Raw genomic sequence first — 13,198 nt, forward strand, 5'->3', positions numbered from 1 at the left:
GAATTCAACAGAAATACAAAACAACAGGACAACAGATTTGCACAAAAGCAGAAAGCAGGGAGCCGACGCGTAAGGGCACAGCTGGTAGAACTGTAGAACTACAGAAAAGCAGAATTGCGGCACAAGCGACCAGTTAGAGCTAGCAGGTGCCGTATATCAGCAACAGAAATGCAGAATTGCAGAACTGTTGATTTGAACCCAGCAGCTTAAAACCCGCGTCGGCGTGCCCTTGAGCTGCAATGCGGCATAATTGAATCAAAGCCAGCAACCAGCAATTAGCCAAATCAGGTTTTGGAGGAGCCTGGGTGCATAGTCTGTTGCAACGGGTTTGATTCAGAACCTAGATGGCAAATGAAAGCGAAGTGCCCCGGGAGCTAACACTAATGTTCAAAGCTTCGTACTAGCTTCTTACTAACTTATTGCTAACTGTAGAATGGTCTTAGCAAGAAGAACAACTCAGGCGTAGAGCTAACGTGCTATTCCTGAGTTATTTATAAACCAGCAGAGCTGTTTTAGCGGGCCATCTGAATGTAAGTAATTGGTTTACAGATGTAAATGTGGGCCGCGAGCCTAACAACAACATACATGTCATGAGTACAGCGCTTCGCAAACGGGTTACCCTCGACAGCATTGCCTACCGCAAAGCCGACGCGGCGGCCGCGGAAGTCGGCGCCAGCCTGGGGGCCTACACCAGTGCGGCCGTGGAGTACTTTGCTACCCGAGGGCTCGACCCCCGCGCCACGGAAGCGCGCGAAGGGCAGCTCATCATGCAGCAGATAAAAAAGCTGGGTGACCGGGTCTTCGGCTTCATGCAGGAGCAGGAGCGCACGCTGCTCACGGCCATGCTCGAAGAAATGCTGCGTACCCGCATCACGCTGGAGCGGGTGCTGCGCATGAACGAAATCCTGGTAAGCAACCTGAACGCGCAGCTGGAAACGCTCAGCGAAGCGCAGCTGCAGCGGCAGCAGCAGGCGCTCCAATTGCTGCGCCAGCGCAACGAAGAAGCGGTAGAAAGGCAGGTAAAAGAAGCGCTGCTGACCGCCAGCAAACAGGGCCCGGGAAAGCACGAGGCGCCAGTGGAAAGAAAAGTAAATCCGGGGCAATCGGGAGAAGAAGGAGCTACTTCCAGCGAACTTAAAGCAGGTTAAAAGGCCGATGTACGTCAAACTTATCAACCCCAAAACGCACGGCAAAGCGGCGTATACCAATACCGGCAGCTGCGCGCAAACACTGAATTATCTGCAGCACGAAGCGGTAGGGGAGGGGCAGGAAGCAACGTTTTTTAACGCCGATTCGGACGAGCTCGGCGCTGCGCAGCTGCTGCAACGCATCGACTCCAACGTGAAAGGACTGCGGGCCACGGAGGCCAAATTTTACTCGCTGGTGCTGAGTCCCAGCGAGCAGGAGCTGGCCCACATCGGAAACGACCCCGACAAGCTCAAGGCGTACACCCGGCAGGTCATGGGCCAGTACGCGCAGAACTTCCGGCTGCCCGGTGGCCGGCAGCTGGACAGCCAAAGCCTGGTATGGGGGGCCATCCTCCACCAGGACCGCACCCACCGGGGGACGGACCCCGAGGTAGTGGCGGGCACGGCCAAGGCCGGCGCCAAGCGCGCGGGCCTTCAGACGCACGTGCACATCATCGTCAGCGCCCGTGACCGGGAGCAAAAGCTGACCCTCAACCCCGGCGGGCGCCGGCAGCGGTTTGACCTGATGCGCTGGCAAGCGGCGGCCGGCCGGCAGTTTGAGCAGCAGTTCGGCTACGAGGCCCAGGCGCACGAGAAGCTGCGGCCCAAGGCAGCCCGGCCACGCGACCCGGCCTACGATGCCGGCCGGCTGGAGAAGATTGCCGGGCGCGTGGCTGCCATCAACCAGCTGGTGCCCCGGGAGCAGCACCTGGCGCCGGACCGGGTGCAGGCCATTGCCCAGGCCCGGCAGTTTGACAAGACGTTTTACCGGATGCTGCGCCGGGTGGAGGAGCGCGCCCGCGACGGCCGACCCATCGACAACGCCCTGAAGCTGCTGCGCACCGGGCGGGAGCAGGCCCCGGCCCCGCAGCGCCAGGCGGTGACGGCCCTGCACGCGGTCCAACACCTGGTGCGCAACGCCCAAGCTACCCGGGACGAGCGCACCGAGCAGGTGGCCGAGAAGCCCGGGCGCCGCAGCGCCGAGCTGGATATCGAGATGTAAACCCACCCCATCCTATTTCCCCCCCATGCTAAACCAACCACCCCGGCCCGCGTCCGCTTCACAATCCGTCTTGCTCATCCTGGCCCTGCTGCTGGCGGGCCTGCTGGCCGGCGAGTGGTACGTGCTGCTGCACCCCGCGGAGCTGGCCGCGGCCCGCGCCGCGCAACACCAGGCCGCTCAGGCTCCCCGGCTGACTCCCGGGCAGCGCCTGGCGGCCCGGCTGGCCGTACTCAACCGGCAGCGGGCCGAAGCGCGGCGGACGCGGCTGCGGCGGCAAGCGGCGCCCGTGGTGGGCAAGCCGGCGGCCGAGCTGGCCACCGCCACGAGTCAGGCCGGCGACCAGGTCGTGCGCACGGGTGGGACAGCGGCCCTGCGCGTGGCCACCGCCGGGCAGGGATTTCAACAGAAGGTACTGGTGAAGGCCGGCCGGTTTTACGACGCGGCCGGCGGGTACCTGCGGGGGCTGCTGCTGCTCGTAGCCCTGGCTCTGGTATTTCTGCAACCGGCACCGGCGCGCAAACCGGGGCAGGCCCGCCGCAAGCCGTTACGGCCCCAGGCCGTGCGTCTCGTGGTGGCCAGCTGCGCGGGCCTGGCCCTGCTCAGCGCCTACGTGCTGCTCGGCATCGCGTCGTACCCAGCCGGCTTTATCCGGGTGGGCTACCCCGTGACGGCGGCGTTGGTGCTGGCCAGCGGCTTTGTGGTGGGGCTGCTGCGGGCGCTGACCAAAAGCCCGGACTTTGGGCTGAGCGTGGAGCGCAAGAAGGTAGATACACCCGATGGGTTCAGCTTGCCCACGGAAGGGGGCGGTTGGGTGAACGTACCCAATCCCTACCGGGGCGTGCTGGTGTTGGGCGGCGCCGGCGCGGGCAAAACGTACTCCATCGGGGAGCCCGTGATTGAGCAGCTGGCGGCCAAGAATTTTGCCGGACTCATCTACGACTTCAAGTTCCCGGTGCTGGCGGAGACGGCGCAGAAGGCGCTAGAGCTGGCCGGGCGCCGGCCGGATGCCGGGCGGCGACTGCCCAACGGGGAGCCCGAGCCGGCGGTGGTGCTGCACGTCATCAACTTCCGCGACCTGACGCGCAGCGAGCGGGTCAACCCCTTGCGAGCCGCGGACATGCCGGTGGTGGCTTTTGCCGAGGAGTACTCCCGGGCCATCATCAACAACTTAAACCCGGCCAGCATCCGCAAGATGGAGTTTTTCGACATCAGCGCCGTGGCCTACCTGACGGGCATCATCTGGTTTTACAAAAAGCATTTCCCGCGCTACTGCACCATCCCCCACGTAGTGGCCACGGCCATCCACAAGGACTTCAAGCACGTGCTCTCGATGCTGGAAACCGACCCCGAGTGCGCCGGCATGGTGCGCAGCATTGTGACGGCCGTGGAGCAGCGGGCCGAAAAGCAGGTAGCCGCCGTGGTGGGCACGCTGCAGGTGATACTGAACCGCATCAACTCCCCGGAAATCGTGTGGGTGCTCACGCCCGACGAGGCGAAAGGGGAGGGGTTCTCGCTGAACCTGAACGACCCCCAGCAGCCGGCATTGCTCTGCATCGGCAACGACCCCACGCTAAAGGAAACCTTTTCGCCGGTGGTCAGCTGCATCATCACCGTGGCCATCAAGCTCATGAACCAGCAGCACAAGCACCGCAGCTACGTGTTCCTCGACGAGGCCGCCACGGTCTACGTGCCGGGGCTGGAGCTGCTGCCCGCCACGGCCCGCAGCAACAAGGTGGCCACCATCTACATGACCCAGGATTTGGCGCAGATGACCGATGCCTATGGTCCTGAAAAGATGAAGGTTATGGTTTCCAACCTCAACAACCAGTTTTTCGGCAAGGTCAACTCGCTCGACACGGCCAAGTTCATTTCCGAGCTCGTGGGCCGCGAGGACAAGCAGATGCACAGCACCAGCACCGGCAAGAGCCAGGGCGGGGCGGGCAGCCGCGGCAGCCACAGTTCCAACCTGAGCACCAGCTACCAGGAGCGCAACCTGGTGCGGGTGCAGGACGCCATCAGCCTGCAGCAGGGCGAGTTTATCGGGCAGACCGTGGAAACCGAGCGCACCTTCTTCCAGGGTATCATCTCCCGGGCCGATGCCACCCCGGAGCGTTTCCCGCTGCACCCGGTGGCCACGTTCGGCGACAGCGAAGAAGATAGCGCCGCCACGCTCACGGTGGTGGTTCAGGAGAACTACCGGCGCGTCAGCCAGCAGGTCCGAGAAACCCTGGCCCTGCACGCAAATACCTTAGCAGGAGCCACCAAGAACGAGGTCGAATAGCCTCGAAAACCCAGCAGAAAGGGACGTTAAGCCACTTTTTGCTGTTAAGTAAGTACCCAACACCTAGACTTCCATTCCGATGATGAAGAGCTTTTTTACCCCGGCCCCGGCCGGCCTTGATGCCGAGCAACTCGCGGCTCGCCAGGAGCGGGAGCGCGGCGCCAACAACTCCATTGCCATCCTGATGAGCAACGGCCCGGCGCCGAGCCCGGAGAGCGTGGCCATCATGCAGCGCTACGTGGACGGAGAGCTGAGCATTGACGAGGCCATTGAACTCAACGATGAGCTGCTGTTGGCCCGTTACCAGCCGGGCGTCGCCCCGGCCAGCCCCGAGGACCAAGCCGCCCGCTGATGGTAGCCGGCGACCGATTCAGCGACGAAAACGGGGTACGGATAAACCGGCTGGGCATTACCGACCCCCAGCAACTGGCCCAGGCCGAAACCGACTCCTCGCTGCTGCGCCTGCAGCGGCTCAACCTGCAGGGCGGCATCCCCGGCGGGCGCTACGACCACGCCCACCTCAAACAGGTGCACCAGAAGCTGTTTGAGGGCGTCTACCAGTGGGCCGGCGAAACCCGGGCCGACCGGGAGTTTCAGGGCCACAAGCCCACGTACGTCACCGGCTTCAAGGAAACGATGACCTACGCCCCCTACAAAGAGATTGAGCAGCGGCTGAACGCCATTGGCGCGCAGTTGGGCCAGGAAAACTACCTGAAGGGGCTGTCGGAGGAAAAGTTTGCCGAGCGCGCGGCCTACTACCTCGACCAGTACAACCACACCCACGCCTTTCGGGACGGTAACGGGCGCACGCTGCAGGCCACGTTCGTGCAGCTGGGCCAGGAAGCCGGCTACCAGGTCGACTTTGCCCGCATCGACCCGGCTACGCTCAACCGGGCCCGCGACCTGGCCATCGTGCGCCCGCACGCACCGGAAGAGGCAGCGAAGAACCTGCAGGCGCTAAAAGCCATGTTTGAACAGGTCATCAGCCCGGCGCCCGGCCTCGAAGCCGAGCAGCGCCGCGACTCCAGCCAGGCGCGTCCCCTAGCCGCGTTATCCCCGGAGATGAAAGCCATGGATGCCCGGCGCGAACTGGAGGTAACCGGCTACCGGGTGATGGACATCGTGGCCAACATGCCCGGCGCCGGCAATTACGAGAAGGGCGTGGCGGTAGGGAAGGGGGTAGAGGCAACGAACTTAAACCCCGCAGCAATTCAGAGCCACTTAAAGCAGTTTCAGCAGGCGGCGGAGAAGATTATCAAGCATCCCGCGTTGCAGGGTCCAGATACGCGGCAGGACCAAACGGATGCCAAACGGTTTCGGTTGGCGGCTGAGCAGGTTCAAGCATTAGCCGTGATGAAAGAATCTAATGTTGAGAAGGTGCTCGGGCAGCCCAAAACGCACGAAGAGGCTCAGGCTGTTTTCAAGCAGGCTGCTGAGCAAGTAGCACTAGGCCTGCGCGAGCACGGGAAAGGGTTGGACGCGGCTAGACTTCAGGAAGTAGCCCGGCACGTTGAGCGCACACCCTTTATCGGTGGGTTGAACCGGGAAAATGTTGGTAAGTCCATCGACGCGGCTGACCGGATTCCGGCACTGAGGGGTAGTAGTCAACTGAGCGAACTAAAAAGTGCAGTCGGAATTATGGAAAAAATGCCCTTTGAAAAGGAACGCCGTGAAGCTAGTGTTCAAGGTCGCGGGACCGGTGGCATAGACCGCTAGAGTTACAAATCAGCTTAAAATGAGTAAAGCCCTGGCCGTTTACGGCCAGGGCTTTGAGGATTAGCACCAGCAATTCAATTAAAATTGCGGCAGGCTCAACAAGTTGTCTTTTGTTGTGGAATCCGGTTCCGTTTTGATGTATTCGTTGCCGGCCGCGCTTTTCTGATGGATTACGTTAATCGTGCGTCCGGCAGCTTGCACGTGGTATTTGTAGTTACCGGATTTGAGATTGGCTATCACGACGGCCACGGTTGATTCAAATACTTGCCCAGAGGTGTTAAGGCCTTTGATGTGGGTGATGTGCTCGTGAGAGCTGTTCGCGTTCGGCTTGCGAATGTGGGTAATGCGGTTAGACATAATGGCAAGGATTAGCGCTTGGTAGAAAAATAGTTGATGGTCCAGAGCAGGCCGCATACCGAGAGCAGCAGCACCAAAACGGCACGGGTGTCCCCTTTGAGCGAGCCTAAAAAGCGAAAAGCGGAGGTTGAAGCTTGCACCGCTTGCCCAATGGTATTGGTCACGGCAGCAAGCTCATTGCTTGGGGTTGGAAAATTGCGAGTCATAAAAGGAAGTGAAGAAGTTAAAAAGAGGTGTTTTGATTGTGAAGGCGATGGTCCACGGCGGGGCCTTCCCATCGGCCCGTAATCTGATACAGCTCGTAGAAGACCAACCATTCGGCAAGCCATGGAATGGTCTTGTCATACAGATGGTGTTTGTCTGACCAGGCTAGGTCGCCGGGATAGTAAAGGCACAGGCTATTGTCGGCCGGGTAGAAGTGCGTGAGGGCGTGGTGCCGGTATTCAATGTCTGGATTGAGCACGAACACTTTCGGGGGCCGGCCAGGAGTGTAGTCAATTTTGATATGGTAAGTGCCTTCGCCACCGGGCGAGGACACCTCACCGCGACAGGTCAATGCATTGCGCTTCAGCTGGCACCGAAAAGCTGGATAGTGCCGCTCGACCAACTGCTTTTCCCGATGAAACACGGCAAACCAGTCTTTGCCCTGTCGCGCCAGTGGATGAAAATGGCGCCCTCCATCGAAGCGGTGTGATTGGTTAGGCACTCCGTGGCCGCGGGTAGTGATACCAACGGCAGCTGTGGTGGCTGCGCGCCCGCTGTTGATGAGCACGGCCGAGGCGCGCAGCTTGGCTTCTTTGGCATCCACATCCTCATCGAGCCCGTCAGGGAAGCGTGGGCCCAAGTGGTGCCGCCAGAGTTTACTGGCGCTCAACTGGTTCTTTTCGTCGTCTACCGCCTCGTCAGCATCATCAATAAACTCGTCCAGCGCATCGAAGAAATTCCGCTTCAGCTCGTCAGAGTATTTGCTCAGCAAATCATCCTGGGGCGTGGTGGGCATGGTGCACCTCCATTCCCGCTTTAGGTCGGTTCGAATGGCTTTGAGAAGGGCACGTAGGGCGCAGTCGTCGCGGTCATTGGCCACGAAGTTGCGTTCCGCCAGCACCGTCATGCACAACCCACTGGGCATTTTGTGGGCGCACCAGTCGCACCAGGATTTCAGGTACTTCACCAACCGCACCAGTTGTCCCTTGGTATCGCGCTGCTTGCGGAACCACGTGATAAACTCCTTCGGGTCGCTGTCCTCCCAGCCTTCGTTCTTCACCGCCAGATGAGGATGGTCCTCGTCTTCCAGCATGTAGTAAACAGGCAGGTCGATGTGATAATCGGCCTTGTAAGTCACCCGGATACACTTTTTCCGCCACTGGGCTGGCTCGCTGGTGTGGTCTTGCACGGCTTCGTATACCCAGCGTTGCAAAGTCGTAGCTGTCACGTCGGGCTTGCACAAGAAGTACACGCCGTCGTCAAGGTCACAGGTGTCGTCGTGGATGCGAATGACCGTCCCCAGCTTCTGCGAGCCCTGTGTAAAGAACTTTGGCTTGTAGTCCGGGTGGTGCTCTTTGAAGTGGTCGGTAATTTTTCGGCGAAGCTCCTTTTTGGAAGTGCTGAGCTTGGTTTTCTTCGTGCTGAGCACGTTCAGGTTCTGGTTGAAGTCCAGAAACAGCTTGTTGCAGTTGGCCATAAAAACGGAATCAGTAGTTAAGCAGCTACCAGCGCGGGCTGGCTCAGTGAGCGGCAGGGAGCAAACGCAGCCGTTGGCTCGGTACAGAAATTATCAATGATGCGCCGGCCCCGTTCGCGGAACTGGTTGCTGGCCCGCTCCTGCAACGCCGTGAGCTTTGCCGGGGAGGTGGTGTCTAAATCGACGTATTCCTGTTTATTGAGAAAGTCGAACTGAACCCGCTCGTACAAAAAAGCCTGCGGGGCCTCTCGGCCGGCGCCCCGGCTGAGCACCTGGCAGACGCTATCGGTGTGGTCGGCCTGGGCATGAAGTATCATGTCCAGGATGCGCATTTTATTGGCCCAGTAAACCAGGCCCCACCGCCGCTGCTCGGGGCGCTCCGTGAAGGCCTGCCGGCCGGTGCCGATGGAGAGCAGCCGAATATTGGTCCACGGCACAGCCAAGCAACCGTGGGCCTCGGTCAGGCCGATAAGGGCGGGGTTGTTGGCGAAAATGCCGCCGTCCACGTTGTGGCTAATGATAACCTCTTCTTCCGTTACATCGGCGAGATAACGCGGGCTATAGGGGTCAAAATAGGTAGGGGCCGCGGCCGTAGACATGCCAACTTGATATGCCGGCATCTGGTAGTCCCGAATGAAGTCTTTGTGGTGGCAGGTTTTGTACACGCTCACCTTGCCCGACACAGCGTTGAACACCGGAATGCAAACCCGGGTGCGTGCGTGTCCCAGTCGGGTATTGCCGTCTGGAGAGTAGGGGGCAAACTTCTCCTTCAGCAGCGCCTCCAGTTTCTTATTGGAGTACCGAGCTGTACCCAGCCAGGAAACGAGATTTCGGCCAGCACCGAAAATGTCCTTGGCGTGGTGCGAGTACAGGTGAACGAGTTCCCGAGCCGGCATGCCTAATGCCAGCGCCAACGCAATGATGCCGCCGGTAGACGTACCGCAGATTAAGTCGAAGTGTTGGTAGAGAGAAGTATGTTCTTGGCCGTCTCGTTGCAGTTGCGCTTCCAAGTCAGCTAAGAATCGAGCGGTATAAAGGCCACGGATTCCCCCACCATCGAGGGATAAAATGCGAAAAGGCCGGTCCGGCGAAGGAGGGGTAGAATTCATTTCAAGGGATTTAGGTTTGTTTTGTGCAGGAGAAAGGCCGCCGTTGCGTTTTGGCATGCGTATAAAAGGTACGCCTGTCTACTTTGCGACACGACTGTTTCACGAACGAAACACCCCCAACAATTGTTCCATTGGTGAAACAAATGTTTTCTTTGCGCAACAATGTCACTAGCCCATCATGAGCGTACAACTTGACACTGACAAACTTGCCGCGATGGTGAAATCCAAGCGAGCGGGTCGCGGGCTACGAGCAGTAGCCCAGGAGATAGGCGAAGTCAGCGCCTCCACTCTCTCGCGAATTGAGCAAGGCTCCGTTCCAGACGTGAATACCTTCTTGCAGCTCTGCAAATGGTTAAACGTCCCTACCGATACATTCACCACTACCGACGAAACCGCTACGGCCGCCGAATCAGCCGCCGCTGGAAGCGATAAAATTGTGGCTCACCTGCGGGCCGACCGCGTTTTGCCCAAGGCAACGGCGCAGGCGCTGATAGAAATGATTCAGCTTGCCTATCGGCAAGTGAGCCAGGAGGCCCTTGGGCACTAATAAAGTAGCGTCCCGGTGGCAGCGAAGTCCAAACTCCCCCACGGTTTCCCCGCAAAAGCGGAGCGAAAAGCGGAATCCTTGCGCCAAGAACTTGGCTTGAAGCCGTATGAGCCCTTGTGTGCTTTCCGTCTGTGTGAGCACCTGCGCATCAAAGTCGTCGTGGCCCAGCAGTTGGTTGGGCTTTCATCGGAGAGCTTAACTACACTCTGCCATCCGAGCGGAAAGCACTGGTCGGCGCTTACTATGCCGTACCACCCGTCTCAGCAATCAACCCACCTTATTATTCACAACGGGGTGCATTCGCCGGCACGGCAGCAAAGTAATGTAATGCATGAGGTTGCGCACATTCTTTGTGGACATCAATTATCTGCCATCGATACAGGTAATGGGTTGCCCGATTACATGCGGCTTTACCCGGAGGAACAGGAGTTGGAAGCAGACTGCCTCGGGTGGACTCTACTATTGCCCCGAGCCGCGTTGCTGTACGCGTTGAGTAAAGGGTGGGATAACGCTGCCATCATGGAACACTATCAAGCCAGTGCCCAGATGGTACAACTGCGCATCAACCGAACCGGCGTTAAACGCCAATTGGCTTATATGCGGTCTTAACCTACATAGTCAAGCAGCACCCGAGGACACACGTCGTCTAAATTTCCCGTACGGTGTTCAGGAAGTCATCTAGCTTATAAGCCCCGTCTACTACTCGGCGCTCGTACACCATGAAGTAGCGGTAGGCATTACCAGCTTTTTGCGCCCAAGTGGCACCCAGCTTGATTTTCTGCTCCGCGTCCAGGTGGTCCCCCTTGGTTTCCACCACCAGCGTTTTGCCGCTTTTGGTCTGAATGATGAAGTCGGGGTAGTGGTTCAGAAAGCCGTTGATGCGGAATCCCTTGCCACGTTCGAGGTTGCGGGTCCAGAAGGCGATGTTGGGCAGGTTGGCTATTTCATTAATAACCCGCTCCTCGAAGCCGTTGATTTTGCCCTCCTGCTCGTAGAGCGACTTGGTAATGTCCTTGCTGGTGTCGCCCGGCGAAATCTGCAGCGGGAAGGTGTAGGCCGGCTGGATAAAGGCCTTATCCTGGTCGAGGAAGTCGCGGAACTTCTTGTAGGCGTAGTCTTCCGACAGCTGCCGGATTCTGTCCTTGATTTTCTGGGTGTACGTGTACTCGTGGTTGGCGAAGTCGGTGAACTGCTCGTCGGTGAAGTCTTCCAGAATACGCTTCACGTAGCGCTCAATCTCCTTATCGGCAATGGGGTAGAGGTTGCCGATAAGGTCGAGGATGCGGCGCGTGAAGTTCTTTACCCGGCTGTCTTTGCGGCTGGGGTCCAGGATGTAAGCCATGATGCGCTCCTTCGCGTCGCCGTCGATGCGCATGAAGGTGGGCGTGGCTTCCTTCTTAGTTTCGTCGAGGTCCACGCGGTAGAGTTCGGCCGACACACCGTCGAACTTGATGTTGGTATCGGCCTTGCCCAGCGGAAAGCCTTCGAGCAGGTACTCCTTTTCCAGCAGCACAGCCTGGCTGCCTTCGCCGCTGTCGAAAAGCGTGGCAGCGGGTTTTTTCCAGAAGAATTGCGGCAATACCAAAGCGGCGGCCTGCTCGCGGAAGATGTCCTTGATGGGATAGGTTTTCACGAGGGATTGGAGCGCAGTGGGTAAAGGCGCGGCCCCGCCGGCGGTGCTGGCGGCCACGGTTTTCTCAAACTCAGCTTGCTGGGTCAGGGCGGCTTCGGCAATGGCCTGCACCGAGCCGGTAGCGGCCGGCAGGCTGGCCAGCGGGTCGGCTACTGCTACGGGCGCGGCGGCTTCGTCGGTAGTCGGTGCCAGTGGCGTGATGCGACGCACGTCGATGTCGGCCAGGTCGTCGGCCGCGGTAGGAGCTGGCGGCGCGTCGAAGTTCAGCGGGGCCTGCACGAAGGTGGCCAGCGGGTCGGGTTTGGGAGCCAGCGCGGCCGGGTCAGCCACCTTGTAGTCGCGGGCGCTGAAGCCGGCTTTGTTCAGGCCCACTACAATCTTGTCGAGCGTTTCCAGAAACTTGCTGGAGGCCGTCAGCACGTAGCTCATGTTGAGCATGGGTGCGGCGTGCGGGGCCACGTAGGGCTGGCGCAGCACCCGGCCCAGAATCTGTTCCACGTCCACGGCCGACGACTTATCGGCCAGGGAGGCCAGGATGTAGGCAAACGGCGCGTCCCAACCCTCTTTCAGGGCATTGACCGTGATGATGTAGCGCACCTCGCACTTGGGCGAAGCCAGGTCCTCGTTCTTCAGCTCGTTGAGGCTGGCCGTCTTGATGCGGATGTGGCTTTCGGGGATTTTCAGGTCGAGGAGCTTCTTTTTCAGCTGCTCGAAGGTGGTGTTGTCGTCGGCCGTTTTGGGCTGGGCCTGAAACAGCACGATGGGCCGGATGTAGCGCCCGCCAGCCTTTTGCTCCTGTTTGGCCTGCAGCTCCAGATTGCGCTGCAGCTGCAGGGCCGAGTTGATGACTTCCGTGCGGTCGTTGTGGTTGTAGACGATGACGGGCAGCTTCACCATGTGCTCTTTTTTGAGCGCTAGCGCGTCCACGAAGCTGATGATGTTGCTGTTTTTGCGCGGGGTGGCCGTCAGGTCGAGGATGAAGGCGGGGTTGAGGTTCTTGAGCATGTCCACGCTCAGCTCGCTTTCCGCGTTGTGGCTTTCATCGACCACTACCACCGGGTTCAGGGCCTGAATCACCCGCATCAGCGTAATGTCTTCCTCATCGCCCAGCAGCGAGCCGAAGGACTGCAGGTTGCCGTTTTCCTGGTACACCTTGCGGTCTTCCTTGTTGCGGGCGCGCAGCGAGTCGAAGCTGAGCACCACCAGGCTCAGCTGCTCCTGCACGGAGCTGGCCGAGAAGCCGCTGCCCTGCAGCAGAGCGGCTTTGTCGTACACCTCCACTCGGCCGGCGAAGTGGGTGTTGATTTTCTGCCGGTAGGGGTGGCCCGGGTCTTTCAGGTTGCGCAGCGTCTGCTCCAGAATGGTGACGGAAGGCACCAGCCACACCACGGCCTTGGGGCGGTCGGGCGGAAATGCCCCGAAGATGGTGCGCAGGGCGTTGGCAGCCAGGAAGGTTTTGCCGCCGGCCGTGGGCACCTTGATGGTGACGTGCGGCACCCCTGGCACCGTGTTTTTGTAGGGCTCAATGGCCGTGCCCGGAAACGGCTTCACCGGCGTGCGCGGATGCGTGGCCCAGAAATCGTGGAAGGCGTCGGGGAGGCGCTTGGTAGCCTGCACGCAGTCGAGGAAGCGGGCGAGGTCGGTGATGACCTCCTGTTGGTAGGGTTTGAGCTCCATCGGCAGG

Annotated in this window: 12 protein-coding genes; 7 read left to right on the plus strand and 5 right to left on the minus strand. The window is 59.8% G+C overall.

From position 1 onward, the window contains the following. Positions 1-590 precede the first annotated feature (590 nt). From LJ737_RS23310 to LJ737_RS23330, 5 genes are all read left to right on the plus strand, one after another. Positions 591-1,148 (plus strand): BfmA/BtgA family mobilization protein, encoded by a 558-nt coding sequence (locus LJ737_RS23310; RefSeq protein ID WP_227769186.1) that lies wholly within the window; start codon positions 591-593, stop codon positions 1,146-1,148. Positions 1,149-1,155: 7 nt separating this feature from the next. Next, entirely contained in the window at positions 1,156-2,190 is a 1,035-nt protein-coding gene (locus LJ737_RS23315) for a DUF5712 family protein (protein ID WP_227769187.1), read from the plus strand. A 25-nt stretch (positions 2,191-2,215) separates the two neighbouring features. Continuing rightward, the gene (locus LJ737_RS23320) at positions 2,216-4,471 is read left to right on the plus strand and encodes a type IV secretory system conjugative DNA transfer family protein (RefSeq protein WP_227769188.1); all 2,256 of its coding nucleotides are present in this window, start codon (positions 2,216-2,218) and stop codon (positions 4,469-4,471) included. 79 nt (positions 4,472-4,550) lie between these two features. Further along, positions 4,551-4,823 (plus strand): antitoxin VbhA family protein, encoded by a 273-nt coding sequence (locus LJ737_RS23325; protein WP_183405408.1) that lies wholly within the window; start codon positions 4,551-4,553, stop codon positions 4,821-4,823. Further along, a complete protein-coding gene (locus LJ737_RS23330) occupies positions 4,823-6,187 on the plus strand; it encodes a Fic/DOC family protein (protein ID WP_183405409.1) in 1,365 nt (454 codons plus the stop codon). Before LJ737_RS23325 ends, LJ737_RS23330 begins: the two co-directional genes overlap by 1 nt. A 78-nt stretch (positions 6,188-6,265) precedes the next feature. On the opposite strand, the gene LJ737_RS23335 is transcribed toward LJ737_RS23330, so the two are convergent. The 4 genes from LJ737_RS23335 to LJ737_RS23350 are packed head-to-tail and all read right to left on the minus strand — an operon-like array spanning position 6,266 to position 9,391. Further along, on the minus strand, positions 6,266-6,544 hold the full coding sequence (locus tag LJ737_RS23335; RefSeq protein ID WP_183405410.1) for a DUF3892 domain-containing protein: 279 nt from the start codon (positions 6,542-6,544) through the stop codon (positions 6,266-6,268). Between the two features lie 11 nt (positions 6,545-6,555). Further along, positions 6,556-6,750 carry a hypothetical protein gene (locus LJ737_RS23340; RefSeq protein WP_183405411.1) on the minus strand — a complete coding sequence of 65 codons (195 nt, stop codon included), beginning with the start codon at positions 6,748-6,750 and terminating at the stop codon, positions 6,556-6,558. 17 nt (positions 6,751-6,767) lie between these two features. Beyond that, a complete protein-coding gene (locus tag LJ737_RS23345) occupies positions 6,768-8,225 on the minus strand; it encodes a CBASS cGAMP synthase (RefSeq protein WP_183405412.1) in 1,458 nt (485 codons plus the stop codon). A 17-nt stretch (positions 8,226-8,242) separates the two neighbouring features. Continuing rightward, positions 8,243-9,391: a CBASS cGAMP-activated phospholipase gene (locus LJ737_RS23350; protein WP_227769189.1), complete on the minus strand. Its 1,149-nt coding sequence runs from the start codon at positions 9,389-9,391 to the stop codon at positions 8,243-8,245. Between the two features lie 121 nt (positions 9,392-9,512). Here LJ737_RS23350 and LJ737_RS23355 point away from each other — a divergent pair, with 121 nt between their 5' ends. Next, positions 9,513-9,881: a helix-turn-helix domain-containing protein gene (locus LJ737_RS23355; RefSeq protein ID WP_126696191.1), complete on the plus strand. Its 369-nt coding sequence runs from the start codon at positions 9,513-9,515 to the stop codon at positions 9,879-9,881. 15 nt (positions 9,882-9,896) lie between these two features. After that, positions 9,897-10,490: an ImmA/IrrE family metallo-endopeptidase gene (locus tag LJ737_RS27205; RefSeq protein ID WP_184094132.1), complete on the plus strand. Its 594-nt coding sequence runs from the start codon at positions 9,897-9,899 to the stop codon at positions 10,488-10,490. A 37-nt stretch (positions 10,491-10,527) separates the two neighbouring features. Here LJ737_RS27205 and LJ737_RS23365 read toward each other — a convergent pair whose 3' ends face one another. Next, positions 10,528-13,191, minus strand: coding sequence for a DEAD/DEAH box helicase (locus LJ737_RS23365; protein ID WP_227769190.1), 2,664 nt, complete (start codon positions 13,189-13,191; stop codon positions 10,528-10,530). Between the last annotated feature and the right edge of the window lie 7 nt (positions 13,192-13,198).

Source organism: Hymenobacter sp. 15J16-1T3B (assembly GCF_020711235.1).
In the GTDB taxonomy this organism is placed as follows: Bacteria; Bacteroidota; Bacteroidia; order Cytophagales; family Hymenobacteraceae; genus Solirubrum.

Excerpts from the sequence above, each read along its gene's own strand:
- LJ737_RS23310 (WP_227769186.1), top strand. The coding sequence starts at position 591 with ATGAGTACAGCGCTTCGCAAACGGGTTACCCTCGACAGCATTGCCTAC.
- LJ737_RS23345 (WP_183405412.1), bottom strand. The coding sequence starts at position 8,225 with ATGGCCAACTGCAACAAGCTGTTTCTGGACTTCAACCAGAACCTGAAC.
- LJ737_RS23340 (WP_183405411.1), bottom strand. The coding sequence starts at position 6,750 with ATGACTCGCAATTTTCCAACCCCAAGCAATGAGCTTGCTGCCGTGACC.
- LJ737_RS23320 (WP_227769188.1), top strand. The coding sequence starts at position 2,216 with ATGCTAAACCAACCACCCCGGCCCGCGTCCGCTTCACAATCCGTCTTG.
- LJ737_RS23350 (WP_227769189.1), bottom strand. The coding sequence starts at position 9,391 with ATGCCAAAACGCAACGGCGGCCTTTCTCCTGCACAAAACAAACCTAAA.
- LJ737_RS23355 (WP_126696191.1), top strand. The coding sequence starts at position 9,513 with ATGAGCGTACAACTTGACACTGACAAACTTGCCGCGATGGTGAAATCC.
- LJ737_RS23365 (WP_227769190.1), bottom strand. The coding sequence starts at position 13,191 with ATGGAGCTCAAACCCTACCAACAGGAGGTCATCACCGACCTCGCCCGC.
- LJ737_RS23315 (WP_227769187.1), top strand. The coding sequence starts at position 1,156 with ATGTACGTCAAACTTATCAACCCCAAAACGCACGGCAAAGCGGCGTAT.
- LJ737_RS23330 (WP_183405409.1), top strand. The coding sequence starts at position 4,823 with ATGGTAGCCGGCGACCGATTCAGCGACGAAAACGGGGTACGGATAAAC.
- LJ737_RS23325 (WP_183405408.1), top strand. The coding sequence starts at position 4,551 with ATGATGAAGAGCTTTTTTACCCCGGCCCCGGCCGGCCTTGATGCCGAG.
- LJ737_RS23335 (WP_183405410.1), bottom strand. The coding sequence starts at position 6,544 with ATGTCTAACCGCATTACCCACATTCGCAAGCCGAACGCGAACAGCTCT.